Source organism: Rhodococcus sp. KB6, assembly GCF_001445685.1.
Taxonomy (GTDB): Bacteria; Actinomycetota; Actinomycetes; order Mycobacteriales; family Mycobacteriaceae; genus Rhodococcus_F; species Rhodococcus_F qingshengii.
The window spans coordinates 290,838-307,115 of sequence record NZ_LNAK01000134.1; the positions used below are offsets into that span (position 1 = coordinate 290,838).

Genomic DNA, 16,278 nt, shown 5'->3' on the forward strand with positions numbered 1-16,278 from the left:
ATCCGCAATTAGTTGCGGATCGCAGCCTGTTTTCGTGTACGGGTTACGCACAGCGACCGTTGGTGCTTATCGTGGAAGGGAGGTTTCCGGATCACGAATCGTGGGTTTCACCGTGCACGAGCTGTCCATTGCGCAGAGTGTGGTCGAAGCCGTGTGTGAGCGTGCCGGCGAGCGACGAGTATCGAGCGTGCGGCTTGAAGTAGGGCAACTCTGCGCGGTGGTTCCACACTCTCTGCTGTTCTGCTTCGACGTCGTCACCGCGGGTACTCACGCCGAAGGTGCCAGCTTGCACATCGATGAGATTGCAACCAGCGCGCGATGCAAAAGCTGCGGCGTGATGTTCTCGCCGCCCGACATGTTCTTGCTGTGTGAATGCGGCAGTGCTGATGTCGAGGTGCTTGCCGGCCGAGAGTTACGGATCCTGTCGATGGAAGTGAGCTGAGCATGTGCGCGACGTGTGGGTGCGGGGACACCACAGGACCTCGGGTGTCGGTAGTCGCAGACGGAGAACACGAGCAGGAACACGACGATCATGGGCACGGTCATGGGCACGGTCACGAGCATGACCATGAGCGCGGCCACCCCGACCACACCGTGATTCTCGAGCAGCAGGTGCTCGCCAAGAACGACGGCATTGCGGTTCACAATCGTCAGTGGATGCGGAACCGCCGAATCACGGCGCTCAACATCATGAGTTCCCCCGGCGCGGGGAAGACGACATTGCTGGCGCGAACTATCCGGGAGCTCGGATGTCAGCGACCGATAGCCGTGATCGAAGGTGACCAGGAAACCCGGCTCGACGCCGAGCGGATCCGAGATACCGGCGCGTCGGTGGTGCAGGTGAATACCGGGGCCGGATGTCACCTCGATGCCGCGATGATCGACCGCGCACTGCGCGCCTTGGATCCCGCTGAAGAATCGCTGCTTCTGATCGAAAACGTCGGAAACCTGGTGTGCCCCGCGCTCTTCGACCTCGGCGAGGAAGGCAAGGTTGTCCTAATTTCGACGCCGGAGGGGGCAGACAAGCCGAAAAAGTACCCACACATCTTCGCTGTCGCGGACCTCGTGGTGATCAACAAGATCGACTTGCTCCCGTACGTCGAGTTCGACGTCGATGCCTGCGTCGAGCAGGCGAGAATACTCAATCCTGCTGTGCGCGTTGTTGTTTTGTCTGCCACGACAGGTGAGGGCATGGACGAGTGGTACGAGTGGATCGGTAGTCGTTCGGCGATTTCTCCGGTGGCCGTTGACAACTGATCTGCTCGGGTAGTTAATGAAATGAGTGGGTGCCACGCAAGTGGGCCGAGGTTCGACTCCGGTGGCGTCAGCGTTTCGGTGCCGCGGCAATTCGAGGCCACAGAGTCTTGAGGCCATAGCGTGTCAGGCCGGTGGCGGCGCCGAGAATCAGGCGCAAGTGCACCCGTGAAAGCGGCTGACATGGACACACAAAAATCGACTGCTGGCACCACGGCGGAACCTGCCTCCGAAAGCGCAGCTACCCCCGCAAGCGCAGCGGCCAAAGCGGAAGAAACTCTGATCCACGTGCTGTGGATCAATGCCGGTCTCAGTTGCGACGGAGATTCGGTGGCGCTCACTGCAGCCACACAACCCAGTATCGAGGAGATCGCGCTCGGCGCGTTGCCCGGCCTGCCTCAGGTAGCGGTTCATTGGCCGCTCATCGACTTCGAATGCGGACCGCAGGGTGGCGCTGACGATTTCCTGGAGTGGTTTTGGAAAGCCGACCGCGGAGAACTGGAACCCTTTGTTCTTGTCGTCGAAGGATCGATACCGAACGAGAAACTTCACGACGAGGGGTATTGGTGCGGCTTCGGGAACAATCGCGAAACCGGCCAACCGGTCACCACGAGCGAATGGCTCGACAAGCTGGCACCGAAAGCCACTGCGGTAGTTGCGGTCGGTACGTGCGCGACCTACGGCGGCATACATGCGATGGCCGGCAATCCGACCGGTGCGATGGGTGTGCCGGACTATCTCGGGTGGACCTGGAAATCGAAGGCGGGCATCCCGATCGTCTGCGTTCCCGGGTGTCCCATTCAGCCGGACAACCTCTCCGAGACCCTGACTTATCTTCTGTACATGGCCACTGACCAGGCGCCGATGATTCCCTTGGACGAATCCCTGCGCCCGCAGTGGCTTTTCGGTGCCACCGTTCACGAGGGCTGTGACCGTGGTGGGTACTACGAGCAGGGTGAGTTCGCGACGGAGTACGGGTCACCGAAGTGCATCGTCAAACTCGGATGTTGGGGACCGGTCGTGAAATGCAATGTCCCCAAACGTGGTTGGATCAACGGAGTCGGCGGGTGTCCCAACGTCGGCGGGATCTGTATCGGGTGCACGATGCCGGGGTTCCCCGACAAGTTCATGCCGTTCATGGATGAACCACCTGGCGGCAAACTCTCCACCAATGCGGTGGGAATGTACGGGTCCGTGATTCACAGTCTGCGCCGGATCACCGGTCACACGTTGGACAAGGAACCGCACTGGCGCGAGCGCGGGTCGAAATTACTCACCGGTGCAACGCGTACGTGGTGACCGACCGGATACATTCAAATCAGTTCGTGAGCAACGTCTCTGGGAGGCACTGCAATGACGGCCATCGTTCCCGAACCCACCTCGACTGCAGACCGCGACGGTCTTGTCGAGATGGCGTGGGACCCCATCACCCGAATCGTCGGCAGTCTGGGCATCTACACCAAGATCGACTTCGCCAATCGCGAAGTGGTGGAGTGCCACAGCACGTCGTCGATCTTTCGCGGGTATTCCCTGTTCATGAAGGGGAAGGACCCGCGCGACGCGCATTTCATCACCAGTCGTATCTGCGGCATCTGCGGTGACAATCACGCCACATGCTCGTGCTACGCACAGAACATGGCGTACGGCGTCAAGCCGCCGCATCTGGGCGAGTGGATCGTCAATCTCGGCGAGGCCGCCGAGTACATGTTCGACCACAACATCTTTCAAGAGAATCTTGTCGCCGTCGACTACTGCGAGAAGATGGTCTCCGAGACGAATCCCGGTGTGCTGGCGCAGGCAGAGAACACGCGCTGCCCGCACGAGGAGCAGCACGGGTATCGCACGATCGCGGACATCATGCGGACTCTCAATCCGTTCACGGGTGAGTTCTATCGCGAAGCGTTGCAAGTCTCGCGTTCGACTCGCGAAATGTTCTGCTTGATGGAGGGCAGGCACGTTCACCCGTCGACGCTCTATCCCGGCGGCGTCGGCACCGTCGCGACGATCGAACTGATGACGGACTACATGTCGCGGCTGATGCGGTACGTCGAATTCATGAAGAAGGTCGTGCCGATGCACGACGACCTGTTCGACTTCTTCTACCAGGCGATGCCTGGTTACGAAAAGGTTGGCCTGCGGCGGACCCTGCTGGGTTGTTGGGGATCGTTCCAAGACCCCGAGTACTGCAATTTCTCCTACAAGGACATGACCGACTGGGGCCGGAAGATGTTTGTCACTCCCGGTGTGGTTGTCGACGGAAAGTTGGTCACCACGGATCTGGTGGACATCAACCTCGGTATCCGAATCATGCTGGGCTCCTCGTATTACGAGGACTGGAGTGATCAGGAGATGTTCGTCAAAACCGATCCGCTGGGTAACCCGGTCGATCGCAGGCACCCGTGGAATCAGCACACCAACCCTCACCCGCAGAAGCGGAACCTCGAGGACAAGTACAGCTGGGTCATGTCACCGCGATGGTTCGACGGAAAAGACAACCTTGCTCTGGATACGGGCGGGGGAGCATTGGCTCGCCTGTGGAGCACCGCTCTGGCCGGCCTGGTCGACATCGGATACCTGGAGTCGACCGGACACAGTGTGAAGATCAATCTTCCGAAAACAGCACTGAAGGCTCCTGTCTCGCTCGAGTGGAAGATTCCCGAACATGGCAGCAATACCCTCGAAAGAAACCGCGCGCGAACGTATTTCCAGGCATACGCAGCCGCGGCTGCCCTTCATTTCGCTGAGAAGGCGCTTGTCGAGATCCGGGCCGGCCGGACCAAGACGTGGGAGTCGTTCGAGGTCCCGGACGAGGGTATCGGTTGCGGATTCACCGAAGCCGTCCGCGGAGTTCTCTCACATCACATGGTGATTCGTGACGGAAAAATCGCGAACTATCACCCGTACCCACCGACACCGTGGAATGCGAGCCCGCGCGACAGCTACGGAACCCCCGGTCCGTACGAGGATGCCGTGCAGGGTCAGCCGATCTTCGAGGAGAACGATCGAGACCACTTCAAGGGCATCGACATCATGCGGACCGTGCGTAGTTTCGATCCCTGCCTGCCGTGTGGTGTTCACATGTATCTCGGCGGTGGCAAGACTCTGGAGAAGTTGCACTCTCCGACGCAGTCCGTGACCGGGGAGTGATCGATGGAGCAATCGGCCGACTACTGGCGCGGAGCAGGTGAGCGCATCGAGACGTTGTTGCAGGCCAATGCCGGCGCAGGCCCGGTGGCGAGAGATCGCGCCGAGCAACTGGTGCGTGAAGTCGTGCAGTTGTACGGCGCAGCACTCGAACGCACCGTCGCTCTGGCAGATCCGGCCACGATGGATGCGATGGTTCGCGACGATCTGGTGTCCAGCCTGCTACTGGTGCACGGACTTCACCCGCACGACGTGGAGACCCGCGTCCGCACTGCGCTCGACAGCGTGCGTCCGTACCTCGGTTCGCACGGAGGCGACGTCGAACTGATCGAGGTGGCGGACGGCGTAGTGCGACTACGGCTTCTCGGAAGCTGTAACAGTTGCCCTTCGTCCTCGGTGACCCTCGAAACCGCGGTCCAGGACGCGGTGCAGGCGGCGGCACCCGAGACCACCGGAATCGACGTCGAAACACCGGATTCGCACGAGCTGAAGTCGGGTGTGATTTCGGTCGAGTCCCTGTTCTCGCACGTTCACGCCGACGGGGGAGGTACGCACTGGGTGGAGGTCCCCGAATTCGCCGAAGTCGAGGTGGGAGAGGTCGCGGGCTTCCGCGTGTCGGGCACCGATCTGTTGGTCTGCCGCTCCGGTGACGATCTGTACGCGTATCGCGACCGTTGCCCGGTGTGTGAGCACTCGATGGCGCGGGCTGTGCTCGAACGCATGATGGGCCGTCCTGCCCGAGACGCCGCTGTCCTCACCTGTCCGACGTGCTCTGCCCACTTCAGTGTGTACGGGGCGGGAGCGCGGGTGGGCACCGGCTCCGAGCACCTGGCGCCTGTGCCGGTGCTGATTCGCGACGGAGTGCTCTCGGTCGCGCTTGCTGACGATTCTGTGATACCGGTGACCTAGCCGTGAACGCAGCCCGGTCATGAAAGTCACTGTGGGAGAGGTGCTCACACGAATCGCCTCGTCGCGTGTCGTTCCGACCGGACCGAGGTGTGAGATGTGTGCGGCGGGCATAGGCGACGAACACCAGCACGTCGTGGACGTACAGGTCCGGAGCCTGATGTGCGTGTGCCGACCCTGCTATCTACTCTTTGCACCGGTCGACGCGGACCTTCGATACAAAGCGGTTCCCGATCGGTACCTCGAGTTTCCGGACTTCGACCTCGGCCCTGGCCGGTGGGAGTCTCTGGAAATCCCCGTCGGCCTGGCATTCTTCTTCCGCAACTCACTCCTCGACAAGTACATAGTCCTCTATCCGGGACCGGCCGGAGCTACCGAATCCGAGTTGCCCATCGACTCGTTCGAGACTGTGCTCGAGGAGAATCCGGGGCTCGCGCAGATGCGGGCCGACGTCGAGGCGTTGATCGTGTCGGTGCCCACGTCAGGACAATCGCCGAGATGCTTCGTTGTTCCCATCGACGCCTGTTACGAACTGGTGGGACGATTGCGCACCGTGTGGCGCGGATTCGACGGTGGCCAGGATGCCGCACGCGCAGTGGACGAGTTCTTCGGGCGCGTCGAGGCGCGAAGCAGGTCGGCATGACTGTTCTCGACTTCTCGATCGACAACATGGAGGTGGAACCGTACGCGGTTACGCCGAATCTGACGGTGAGATTGAGAATGTCGGAATCCACCGGCACGACCGTCCGTGCGGTGGCTCTGCGCGCGCAGGTACGAATCGAACCACACCGCCGACCGTACTCCGACGCCGAAGGCGAAGGTCTGCGCGATCTCTTCGGTCCGCGGGAGCGTTGGTCGAGTACGCTGCGCACCTTCCTGTGGATGGAATGTTCCACGGTCGTTCAAGGATTCACCGGAACAACGGTCGCGGCCTTGCCCATGGCGTGTACGTACGACTTCTCGGTGACGGCGTCGAAGTACATGCACGCACTCGGAGACGGAACGATTCCGATCGTGGTTCTACTGAGCGGCACGGTATTCACCGACGGACCGCGTGGTTTCTCCGTGCAGCAGATCCCGTGGGACAGATCTGCTGCCTACGAATTGCCGGTCGACGTGTGGAAACAGCTGATGGCTGCGCATTATCCGGCGTCTGGTTGGGTACGCCTCGACCATGAGACGATTGCCGATCTCGTGCGGTTCAAGGCAGCGCACGGCCTCACGGACCTCGATTCAGCCGTGCGGCAGTTGCTGACGGCGAGCCAGGTGCCGCGATGACTCGAACGGGGATGGATCACGACGTTCGGGCCGTGGCCGACGCCGTCCTGTACGAGGGATATCTTCTCTATCCCTACCGGGCCGGCTCGGCGAAGAATCAATCCCGTTGGCAGTTCGGGGTTCTCGGACCGCCCGGCGCCGCCGAGGTCGGAGTCGGCGAGGAACCGTCGATGTCCGCGCAATGTCTGCTCGGCGAATTCGAGCGGAACGGCGTCGAGGTTTCTGCGACTGTGAGATTTCTGCACCACCAGTCGCGGACGGTTGAACGACTCGGCGCCGGCGGGGCGTGGATCCCGGTCGATCGGTTGGTAGTCGGCGAGCGGGAGTCGATCTCGTGGGACGAAGCCACCGAGTCCGAGATCGTGTTGGGTCCGTGGGGTCTGGACGAACTCGAGGCCGGCGTCGAAGAAACCTTCTGTGCGGCCGGAGTTGTCGAAGGAGAGACTTTGTCGGGCTCTCGGGGCAGGGTGGTCGGACGGATCGTTCGGACACGGCTTCCGGTGAATGGCCTCTTGGCAGTGAGCGCCTCCGCCGGGGACGGACGCACGGTGATTTCCGTGACGATCATGAACGCCACGAGCGTCGACGCACGGGACAAGGGCACGGCCACCGCGCAATCGATGCTGGGGACTCACGTCATTGTGAACTGCACAGGCTCGAGGTTCCTGTCGTTGTTCGAAGAAGCAGATCACTCGGAGCAGTTGCGGCAAAATCGCTGTTATCCGGTGCTTGCGGGGACCGAGGACCCCACTCACCCTGGCACATCTCCCACCGTTCTGGTGTCACCGATCATCCTGTACGACTTTCCCGAGATTGCGCCGCAGAGCGAGGGATCTCTCTTCGACTCGACCGAGATCGACGAAATTCTCACCCTGAGAATCCTTGCCATGACCGACGAGGAAAAGGCGCGGGCGCGAGCTACCGACTCCAGAGCTGCCGACATCATCGACCGATGTGAGCGATTGACGGACGACGATCTAGCCGGCCTGCACGGTGTGCTGCGAAATCCGCACGCCGGTTCTGATCTGATACCCGAGGTGCCTGACGGTGTGGACTGGTGGACCCCGGAAGCCGACACCAGTGTCCAACCACGCACCGACGCAGTTCTGATCAACGGCGTCCGTGTCTCTGGTGGAAGTACAGTTCGGCTCCACCCCTCACGCCGCGCTGATGCTCAGGACCTGTTCTTCGACGGCCGGATCGCCCACGTCGCCACCATTCATGAAGACGTGGACGGCGACATTCATGTTGGGGTGACACTGTTGGACGATCCGGCCGCCGATCTGCACAACTGGTACGGCCGCTACCTGTACTTCGCGCCGGACGAGATAGAGCCGATGCCGCGCGACAGCGCGTGACGTACTCACAGCTATCGAACTTCACAGCTATCGAGAGGAGAACTCGCCATGAGGAGCATGGGATTGCTGTCGACGGCACTTCTCGGCGCCACCGCGATCGCAGCCGCGATCGTCCTGGTGGTGTCGATGCCGGACATCCAGCGCTATCTGCGAATGCGAAAGATGTAAAGCGCTGTGCGCGTGCTGATTGCAGGTGTCGGAAACATATTTCTCGAAGACGACGGATTCGGCCCCGAAGTTGTTCGGGCGCTGCAGCATGAGAATCTCCCATCGGGAGCTCACCTGGTCGACTACGGGATTCGGGGCGTGCATCTGGCGTACGACTTGTTGGAGTCGTGGGACGCCCTGGTCCTGATCGATGCCTTACCGGCGACCGGAGTCCCGGGCAAGCTCGCGATCATCGAAGTGGACCCCGAAAGTGAAGGCCCGCAAGGAGGTTTCGACGCGCACTCGATGCATCCGAGTTCGGTGTTTGCCAGCCTGCAGGCCCTCGGCGGAACACTCCCGCGGACGTTCGTGGTGGGGGCACATGCGAAATCGATCGGCGACGGAATCGGATTGAGTGCGGAGATGCGTGATTCGGTAAGGCAAGCCGCTTCTGCGGTGCTGGCACTCGTCCGGTCCATCGACGTGGACTGTGATGCCACCACACTGGGGCCGGAGGTGTGAGTCATGTGTCTGGGGATTCCGGGACGGGTACGCGAACTACTGGACGGATACGGAGGTCAACTCGCTCTCGTCGACGTGGAGGGGGCACCACGCAAGGTCAACATCGGAATGCTCGACGAAGGCACCGTCACGGCAGGTGACTGGGTGGTGATCCACATGGGCTTTGCAGTCGAGAAGGTCGACGAGCAGGGAGCTCGCCATGCTCGGGCCGGCCTCGAACTGATGGGCCGTGGTGGCCACGACGGTGAGGTAGTCGACTCCGATACTGGTAACGGCGAGGTCGGGACATGAAGATCGCCTGCCGTGTCATCGTTCGTGGCGTAGTCCAGGGGGTGGGCTTCCGGCCGTTCGTCCATGCGACCGCCACCGAACTGGGACTGTCGGGTTCGGTGGGAAATTCTGCTCTCGGTGTCGTGATCGACGTCGAAGGCGACGGAGAGACAATCGATGCATTTGTCGCTCGGGTGCGAAACCGCCCCCCACCGCTGGCACGGGTGGAGTCGGTGGAGCGCGAGGACTCGCGGCCGGTTGGTCGTGAGGGGTTTCGCATAGTCGAGACGGATGCGGGGTCGGTCGGGCGAACCTTGGCGCCGGCGGATGTCGGGATCTGCGACGACTGCCTCCGGGAACTGACTGATCCGAGCGATCGGCGATATCGTCATCCATTCATCACCTGCACCAACTGCGGTCCGCGATTCACGATCATCGAATCGCTGCCCTACGACCGGGCCGCTACGACGATGAAGCGATTCCCGTTGTGCGCGAACTGTGCGGCGGAGTACGTGGATCCCGCCGACCGCCGGTTTCATGCGCAACCGATTGCCTGCCCGCAGTGCGGTCCAACGCTATCGTTCGTGGAAGGGGACGCGCCCGCCGTGACCGGTGAGGGTGCACTGCTACGAGCCCGATCCCTACTGCGAGACGGGAAGATTCTTGCTGTCAAGGGAATCGGAGGATTTCACCTGGCTTGTGATGCCCGCGACGACCGCGCGGTTCACGAGTTGCGTGAACGCAAGCATCGAGCAAGCAAGCCGTTGGCGGTGATGGTGCGCGATGTGCCAGAAGCCAGAGAGTTGGGTGTGGTCGGTGATGCCGAGGCTGATGCCATGTCCTCGCGCGAGCGCCCGATTGTGCTGGTTGCCAAAGCGTCTGGATACGCGCTTTCCCCCTTGATTGCCCCCGGCATTCCGGATATCGGAATCATGCTGGCCTACAACCCGATTCAGCATCTTCTTCTGGGTTTGGCCGGAGAAGAGGCGGGCCCAGCGGTGTTGGTCATGACATCGGCGAACATCGGCGGTGAGCCGATTCTGTACTCCGACAACGATCTCGAACGATTGGGTGACCTGGCCGACGGGGTATTGACCCACAACCGTCCGATCTTGATGCCGTGTGACGACTCGGTGATGCGAATAGTCGGCAGTGGAAGACAGTTGCTTCGTCGCTCGCGCGGATATGCTCCGCTGCCCGTCACCGCGCCGTTCGACGTACCGCCTACCTTGGCGGTCGGGGCCGACCTGAAGAACACCTTCTGTCTTGCCGAGGACGGATATGTGTGGCCGAGTCAGCACATCGGAGACATGGGCGACCTCGCTGTCATCGACAGTTTTGCTGCGTCGGAGAGTCACTTCGAATCGATCACGGGGGTGGTGCCGCACCAGATCGCCTGTGACGAGCATCCTCGGTATCGCTCGTCCTCGTGGGCTCGCAGTCGTAGTGGTGACCGACCGGTGCGCATCGTCGGGCATCACCACGCACATGTGGCTTCCGTGATGGGGGAGAACGGCCGGGACGGGAGCGAACCAGTTCTCGGAATAGCGTTCGACGGCACCGGCTACGGGGCGGACGGCGCAGTGTGGGGAGGGGAACTACTGCTGGCGACGTACAAGGGTTATCGCCGTCTCGCGCATCTGGGATACGTACTGCTGCCCGGTGGCGATGCCGGAGTGGAACGGCCGTACCGAATGGCGCTCGCCCACCTGTGGCATGCCGGGTTGGACTGGGAATCCGACCTCGCGCCCGTGGCAGCCTGTCCGCCCCGAGAGCAGTCGGTCCTACTTCACCAGATGGAAACCGGTTTCGGGTGCGTGGACACCTCGAGCATGGGGCGGTTGTTCGACGCAGTCTCCTCGCTGACCGGGGTCCGTCAGAGGGTCGACTACGAAGCGCAGGCTGCCATCGAGTTGGAGGGGGTGTCGAGGGGAGTCGACAGCGCCGGTTCGCGGTACACCTTCGATTGGACGCAGTCGGACGACGATTCGTGGACAGCAGATCCGCGGTCGGTCATTCGGGCTGTTGTCCGCGATCTCCGGGAGAAGTTGCCCGCTGAAGTGATCGGCGCCCGTTTCCACGAATCCGTAGCGCACCTGGTGCTCGAGTGGGCAATTCGTGGCCGGGAACTGGCGGGAGTGGACGAGGTAGTACTCACCGGAGGTGTCTTTCAGAACCCTCTACTGCTCGTTCGGGCGTGTGCTCTGCTCTCAGACGCTGGATTCACGCCGTTGACAGGACTGGAGTTGCCGCCGAACGACGGCGGTCTCGCCTACGGCCAAGTGCTGGTGGGGAGTTCGTCATGAGGTCAGGAGTTGTGTCATGTGCCTAGCCGTACCGGGACGTATCGAGTCCCTGGAGGAACGCGACGGAACGACGATGTCGGTGGTGAACTTCGGTGGCGTCCGAAAAGAAGTGTGTCTCGAGTACATTCCGGGCGCCCAAGTCGGCGAGTACGTCGTGGTGCACGTCGGATTTGCCATCCAGCGACTCGACGAGGAATCCGCTCGCAGCACGCTGGCGGAATTCGAGCACCTCGGCGTACTGGAAGAGGAATTCGGTGACGGGTTCGAAAGGGCTGCCCGGGCCGCGGGGATCGAACCGAAGGAGACGGAATCATGAAATATCTGGACGAGTTCTCCGATCCGGAACTGGCCGGCAAACTGCTGGATCAGATCCGTGCGCTGGCCACACGGCGATGGGCGATCATGGAAGTGTGTGGTGGTCAGACACATTCGATCATCAGACACGGCATCGATCAATTACTTCCCCAACAGATCGAGATGATCCACGGACCCGGATGCCCGGTCTGTGTCACCCCGCTCGAGATCATCGACAAAGCTCTCGAAATCGCGGCAAGACCCGATGTCATTTTCTGCTCCTTCGGGGACATGTTGCGAGTTCCGGGGAGTTCGTCGGATCTGTTCCGCATCAAGAGCGCCGGCGGTGACGTGCGGGTGGTGTACTCACCGTTGGATGCACTGACTATTGCCAAGGAGAATCCGGGCCGGCAAGTGGTGTTCTTCGGGATCGGATTCGAGACCACCGCGCCGGCCAACGCCATGACCGTCTATCAGGCCAATCGCCTGGGTATCGAGAACTTCTCGCTACTCGTTTCGCACGTTCTGGTCCCGCCGGCGATGGCCGCGATCATGGATTCGCCAGAGTGCCGCGTGCAGGCATTTCTGGCGGCCGGGCATGTGTGCAGTGTGATGGGAACGTCGGAGTACCCGGCGCTGGCCGAGAAGTACAAGGTCCCGATCGTCGTCACCGGATTCGAGCCGCTGGATCTGCTGGAGGGCATCCGAAAGACGGTGCTGCAGTTGGAATCGGGTCGATACGAGGTCGAAAATGCCTACGCCCGTGCCGTCACCGCGCAGGGCAACACCGCAGCGAAAGCGATGCTCGAGGATGTGTTCGCCGTGTCGGACCGGACGTGGCGCGGCATCGGATCGATCCCGGACAGCGGTTGGCAGCTGGCACCGAAGTATGCGTATTTTGATGCCGAAGAGCGTTTTTCGGTGACCGATATCCACACTGACGAGTCGAGCGTCTGCCGTTCCGGAGAAGTGTTGCAAGGTTTGATCAAGCCACACGAGTGCAGTGCCTTCGGGAAGGAATGCACTCCGCGGAATCCGCTCGGTGCCACGATGGTGTCGTCCGAGGGGGCGTGCGCCGCGTACTACCTGTACCGGCGCCTGGAACTTCAGGAGGCGGGTCATGCCGGCTGAGGAGACCGCTGTCGTGGACTTGTCGGCGTGGGTCTGCCCACTGCCGCTGCGTGATTCGCCGAACATCGTCATGGGGCACGGTGGTGGAGGAGCGATGTCCGCCGAGCTCATCGAGCACCTGTTCCTGCCCTCGTTCGGAAGCGCTGCCGATGCAGAACTCGGTGACTCGGCCGTATTCGACGTCGGCGGGGTGCGGCTCGCGTTCTCGACCGACTCGTATGTCGTCAAACCCATGGTGTTTCCCGGCGGAACTATCGGCGATCTCGCTGTCAACGGAACGGTGAACGACCTGGCGATGACTGGAGCGCAGCCATTGGTGATGTCGACGGCATTCATCCTGGAAGAAGGGACGGCACTGACCGACATCGCGGGAATCGCGAAGGCGCTCGGTGAGGCCGCGCACGTTGCCGGCGTTCGGCTGGTGACAGGTGATACCAAGGTCGTCGATGCCGGTCACGGCGACGGAGTCTTCATCAACACCGCAGGAATCGGGATTGTCGCAGACGGGGTGGACATCAGCCCCACTCGCGCACAAGTGGGTGACGTCGTGATCGTCAGCGGCGACATCGGCGTTCACGGCGTGGCAGTGATGAGTTGTCGCGAAGGTCTCGAATTCGGGACCGAAGTGCGCAGTGATTGTGCGGCCCTGAACGGCGTGGTGGCCGACATGATTGCCACCGGTGTCGACATCCACGTCCTGCGCGACCCTACGCGGGGCGGAGTCGCCGCGACCCTCAACGAGATCGCTCAGGCGTCGAACATCGGGGTTGCGCTGGTGGAGCGAGATCTGCCGATTCCCGCTGACGTGCGCGACGCCTGTGGGCTACTCGGCTTGGATCCGTTGTACGTCGCAAACGAGGGCAAGTTGATCGCTTTCGTTCCACGCGAAGATGCCGCCCTGGTTCTGGAAGCGATGCACGGCAATCCACTGAGTGTGGGAGCCGCCGTGATCGGGGAGTGCGTGGCCGAACATCGCACAATGGTGGTGGCGCGTACGGCATTGGGAGGCAATCGGGTAGTGGATTTGCCGGCAGGTGAACAACTTCCTCGGATCTGCTGATGACTGCCGTCGGTATGAACGGGCCGGCGTTGTTTGCCCGCTACGCGTATCCGCCGAACGAGTTGGGTTACTGCGGACCCGACGATCCTTCAGTGCTGCTTCGTCTGGCCAGCGGCAACTCGGGCAGCGGCGACCGTGATCACGCTCGTCAATTCGACGGTGCGTGGCCGTACCTCGAGGCATTGGCTGTAGGAGCGGGCATCGACGACCCCCTGGATTCGCGAGTGATCGAAGCCTATTGGGTGGGAGGTGATCTCCTCGACTCTCTCGATTCGGGGAAGTTGTTACAGCACTTGAGGGGGGCATTCGGTGAACGCGAGAACACCGGGTTCCTCCCCGTCCTCGGGGGTCGGGACCGCGCGCTCGCGCACCACAGTTTTCACGTATTTCTGGTGTATCCGTGGGTCAAGCTTCTTCGGAAGCGCGGTGCGGTCCCACTGTCCGTCCTCCAGAACTGCCGGATCAGATGGGGAGTGGTCGAGGACGTCGGCGAGGAGCATGCATTGGTGGTTTCGTCCCCGCTCGAGTTCGACGGTGAGCAACTCGCACGCGGCCGACCGGCAACGCAGAGAGTGCGGTGGAGGGTCGAGGGCAACGCGCTTGCGGCGATGCCCGTCCCCGGCGCTGTGGTGACGATGCACTGGGATTGGGTGTGCGACAGGATAACGGCAGAGCAATCACGTGCATTGGATGCCGCGGAAGACTCGGGATTGCGGATCGCGAACCGAATGCTGTCGACCGATATGTGATCGTCAGTTCCCCTCCAGGACGGAGGCTACGGTGAATTGGGGTAGCGCGGTACCGGACAGCGCACTGTGGTTGGCAGAGGCATATGCGATCACGGTAGCGGTTCTCGTCGTCACCGCGCTGCTGCTTGCTCGGTATACCGTCTGGGGCAACCAGTTTCGGCGAATGGCTTGGCCCTACTTCGATCCCCGGCGCACCGTCATTCCGCTGTCGATTCTCGCGTTACTGCTGCTGCTCACGATATTCGGTGTCCGCGTGACGGTGTTGTTCTCGTACTGGTACAAGGATTTCTACGACGCCATTCAGAACCTCGACGAAACCGCTTTCTGGCACTACCTGCGAGTGTTCGCGATATTGGCCGCAGTCCACGTCGCTAGCTCACTCGTCGTCTACCTGGTAGGCCAAACACTCGATATCAATTGGCGCAGTTGGCTCAATGACACATTGACCGACGATTGGCTCGACGGCCGCGCGTACTATCGCGGAAACTTCCTGGAGAACCCGGTCGACAATCCGGACCAACGTATTCAGGCAGACATCACCGCATTCGCGACGTCGTCCCGCACGTTGTCCATGGGCGCCGTCGCCGCAATGGTCTCGATCGTCAGCTTCACCAAGATCCTGTGGGATCTGTCCGGTCCCTTGACTGTTTTCGGTGCCGAGATTCCGCGAGCGATGATCTTTTTCGTCTACATCTACGTGTTGGTGACCACGGCACTCGCATTCTGGATCGGCCGGCCTTTGATCATGCTGAACTTCTTGAACGAGAAACTCGGCGCCAGCTTCCGGTACGCGTTGGTTCGACTACGGGAGTACGGCGAAAGCATCGCCTTCTATCGCGGAGAGAACGTCGAACGACGCACGCTCGGACTACGTTTTGCTGCAGTGATCCGCAATATGTGGGCGATCGTCTTCCGGACGCTCAAGTTCAGTGGCTTCAATCTGGCAGTGGATCAGACAGCGGTGGTGTTTCCGTTTCTGGTCCAGGGATCTCGATTGTTCAGCGGGCAGATCACTTTCGGCGACGTGATGCAAACTGCTCAAGCATTCGGCCAGGTGCACAATTCGTTGTCGTTCTTTCGAGAGTCTTATGCCGATTTTGCAAGTTTCCGGGCCACACTGATCCGTTTGACCGGGCTCGCCGATGCCAATCGACGTGCCCGCGCACTTCCCGTGCTCGACGCGTTCTCCGCTGGCAGTCATTTGGTTGTTCGGGGACTCGACGTGCGCACGCCGGTTGGTGAGGCGTTGATCTCCGAACTCGACATGTCACTGGGGCCCGGCGATGCACTGCTGGTGAAGGGTCCGTCGGGTAGCGGCAAAACCACGCTGCTCCGCAGCATCGCGCAGTTGTGGCCGTACACAAACGGTTCCGTGACCACCCCGGTCGGAGACGTCCTGTTCCTCTCACAACGGCCATACCTACCATTGGGTTCTCTGCGCGCGGGTTTGGCATATCCGGACCAGTTGCCCTCAGGTCAGCCGAACACCGGGCGCTCGAACTTCGACGACCGCAGGCTCCACGATGCGCTCGCCGAGGTGCATCTCGCACATTTGATCGGTCGGCTCGACGAGCCGGCTGATTGGACTCGAATTCTGTCGCCGGGCGAACAACAACGGTTGGCGTTCGCCCGAGTCCTCCTGATCCGACCGCGAACCGCATTTCTCGACGAGGCGACATCCGGAATCGACGAAGGCCTCGAGTACACGCTCTACGACATCCTTCGCCGTGAACTGCCCGACAGCATCATTGTCAGCGTCGGGCATCGCAGCACCCTCGACGTTTTTCACAATCGACAACTCGAACTGCGCGGTGCGGGACACTGGACTCTCGCTGATCACGAAGGCTGAGAAAACTTTC

At 61.5% G+C, this 16,278-nt stretch carries 16 protein-coding genes; all 16 read left to right on the forward strand.

Annotated elements, in window-relative coordinates; translation table 11 throughout:
* Nucleotides 1–112 precede the first annotated feature (112 nt).
* The 16 genes from hypA (at nt 113) to ASU23_RS21395 (ending at nt 16,268) form a co-directional block, all read left to right on the forward strand.
* Nucleotides 113–442 (forward strand): hydrogenase maturation nickel metallochaperone HypA, encoded by a 330-nt coding sequence (gene hypA, locus ASU23_RS21320; protein ID WP_073512368.1) that lies wholly within the window; start codon nt 113–115, stop codon nt 440–442.
* Nucleotides 443–444: 2 nt separating this feature from the next.
* On the forward strand, nt 445–1,257 hold the full coding sequence (gene hypB / locus ASU23_RS21325) for a hydrogenase nickel incorporation protein HypB (RefSeq protein WP_058038664.1): 813 nt from the start codon (nt 445–447) through the stop codon (nt 1,255–1,257).
* Between the two features lie 180 nt (nt 1,258–1,437).
* Nucleotides 1,438–2,553: a NiFe hydrogenase small subunit gene (locus ASU23_RS21330; protein WP_007735073.1), complete on the forward strand. Its 1,116-nt coding sequence runs from the start codon at nt 1,438–1,440 to the stop codon at nt 2,551–2,553.
* 54 nt (nt 2,554–2,607) lie between these two features.
* On the forward strand, nt 2,608–4,401 hold the full coding sequence (locus ASU23_RS21335) for a nickel-dependent hydrogenase large subunit (protein WP_058038665.1): 1,794 nt from the start codon (nt 2,608–2,610) through the stop codon (nt 4,399–4,401).
* 3 nt (nt 4,402–4,404) lie between these two features.
* Complete coding sequence (locus tag ASU23_RS21340) at nt 4,405–5,307, forward strand: NifU family protein (RefSeq protein ID WP_058038666.1); 903 nt, start codon at nt 4,405–4,407, stop codon at nt 5,305–5,307.
* Between the two features lie 19 nt (nt 5,308–5,326).
* Nucleotides 5,327–5,947: a DUF5947 family protein gene (locus ASU23_RS21345; protein WP_058038667.1), complete on the forward strand. Its 621-nt coding sequence runs from the start codon at nt 5,327–5,329 to the stop codon at nt 5,945–5,947.
* Entirely contained in the window at nt 5,944–6,582 is a 639-nt protein-coding gene (locus tag ASU23_RS21350) for a DUF6084 family protein (RefSeq protein WP_007735081.1), read from the forward strand. The genes ASU23_RS21345 and ASU23_RS21350 overlap by 4 nt, the downstream gene beginning before the upstream one ends.
* On the forward strand, nt 6,579–7,940 hold the full coding sequence (locus tag ASU23_RS21355; RefSeq protein ID WP_058038668.1) for a hypothetical protein: 1,362 nt from the start codon (nt 6,579–6,581) through the stop codon (nt 7,938–7,940). The genes ASU23_RS21350 and ASU23_RS21355 overlap by 4 nt, the downstream gene beginning before the upstream one ends.
* A 174-nt stretch (nt 7,941–8,114) precedes the next feature.
* Entirely contained in the window at nt 8,115–8,609 is a 495-nt protein-coding gene (locus tag ASU23_RS21360; protein ID WP_047271381.1) for a hydrogenase maturation protease, read from the forward strand.
* 3 nt (nt 8,610–8,612) lie between these two features.
* Nucleotides 8,613–8,900: a HypC/HybG/HupF family hydrogenase formation chaperone gene (locus ASU23_RS21365; RefSeq protein ID WP_007735086.1), complete on the forward strand. Its 288-nt coding sequence runs from the start codon at nt 8,613–8,615 to the stop codon at nt 8,898–8,900.
* Nucleotides 8,897–11,185, forward strand: a complete 2,289-nt coding sequence (gene hypF / locus ASU23_RS21370) for a carbamoyltransferase HypF (RefSeq protein WP_050655148.1) — start codon at nt 8,897–8,899, stop codon at nt 11,183–11,185. The genes ASU23_RS21365 and hypF overlap by 4 nt, the downstream gene beginning before the upstream one ends.
* A gap of 16 nt (nt 11,186–11,201) precedes the next feature.
* A complete protein-coding gene (locus tag ASU23_RS21375; RefSeq protein WP_003942168.1) occupies nt 11,202–11,501 on the forward strand; it encodes a HypC/HybG/HupF family hydrogenase formation chaperone in 300 nt (99 codons plus the stop codon).
* Complete coding sequence (hypD, locus tag ASU23_RS21380; RefSeq protein ID WP_007735088.1) at nt 11,498–12,610, forward strand: hydrogenase formation protein HypD; 1,113 nt, start codon at nt 11,498–11,500, stop codon at nt 12,608–12,610. The genes ASU23_RS21375 and hypD overlap by 4 nt, the downstream gene beginning before the upstream one ends.
* Nucleotides 12,600–13,670, forward strand: coding sequence for a hydrogenase expression/formation protein HypE (hypE, locus tag ASU23_RS21385; RefSeq protein ID WP_058038669.1), 1,071 nt, complete (start codon nt 12,600–12,602; stop codon nt 13,668–13,670). The genes hypD and hypE overlap by 11 nt, the downstream gene beginning before the upstream one ends.
* Nucleotides 13,670–14,419: a DUF6390 family protein gene (locus tag ASU23_RS21390; RefSeq protein WP_054825611.1), complete on the forward strand. Its 750-nt coding sequence runs from the start codon at nt 13,670–13,672 to the stop codon at nt 14,417–14,419. The genes hypE and ASU23_RS21390 overlap by 1 nt, the downstream gene beginning before the upstream one ends.
* A 31-nt stretch (nt 14,420–14,450) precedes the next feature.
* Nucleotides 14,451–16,268, forward strand: coding sequence for an ABC transporter ATP-binding protein/permease (locus ASU23_RS21395; RefSeq protein WP_058038670.1), 1,818 nt, complete (start codon nt 14,451–14,453; stop codon nt 16,266–16,268).
* Nucleotides 16,269–16,278: the final 10 nt, after the last annotated feature.

Bases quoted from the DNA above. Each gene is read 5' to 3' on its own strand.
- hypB (WP_058038664.1), top strand. From the start codon at position 445: ATGTGCGCGACGTGTGGGTGCGGGGACACCACAGGACCTCGGGTGTCG.
- ASU23_RS21330 (WP_007735073.1), top strand. From the start codon at position 1,438: ATGGACACACAAAAATCGACTGCTGGCACCACGGCGGAACCTGCCTCC.
- ASU23_RS21335 (WP_058038665.1), top strand. From the start codon at position 2,608: ATGACGGCCATCGTTCCCGAACCCACCTCGACTGCAGACCGCGACGGT.
- ASU23_RS21340 (WP_058038666.1), top strand. From the start codon at position 4,405: ATGGAGCAATCGGCCGACTACTGGCGCGGAGCAGGTGAGCGCATCGAG.
- ASU23_RS21345 (WP_058038667.1), top strand. From the start codon at position 5,327: ATGAAAGTCACTGTGGGAGAGGTGCTCACACGAATCGCCTCGTCGCGT.
- ASU23_RS21350 (WP_007735081.1), top strand. From the start codon at position 5,944: ATGACTGTTCTCGACTTCTCGATCGACAACATGGAGGTGGAACCGTAC.
- ASU23_RS21355 (WP_058038668.1), top strand. From the start codon at position 6,579: ATGACTCGAACGGGGATGGATCACGACGTTCGGGCCGTGGCCGACGCC.
- ASU23_RS21365 (WP_007735086.1), top strand. From the start codon at position 8,613: ATGTGTCTGGGGATTCCGGGACGGGTACGCGAACTACTGGACGGATAC.
- hypF (WP_050655148.1), top strand. From the start codon at position 8,897: ATGAAGATCGCCTGCCGTGTCATCGTTCGTGGCGTAGTCCAGGGGGTG.
- ASU23_RS21375 (WP_003942168.1), top strand. From the start codon at position 11,202: ATGTGCCTAGCCGTACCGGGACGTATCGAGTCCCTGGAGGAACGCGAC.
- hypD (WP_007735088.1), top strand. From the start codon at position 11,498: ATGAAATATCTGGACGAGTTCTCCGATCCGGAACTGGCCGGCAAACTG.
- hypE (WP_058038669.1), top strand. From the start codon at position 12,600: ATGCCGGCTGAGGAGACCGCTGTCGTGGACTTGTCGGCGTGGGTCTGC.
- ASU23_RS21390 (WP_054825611.1), top strand. From the start codon at position 13,670: ATGACTGCCGTCGGTATGAACGGGCCGGCGTTGTTTGCCCGCTACGCG.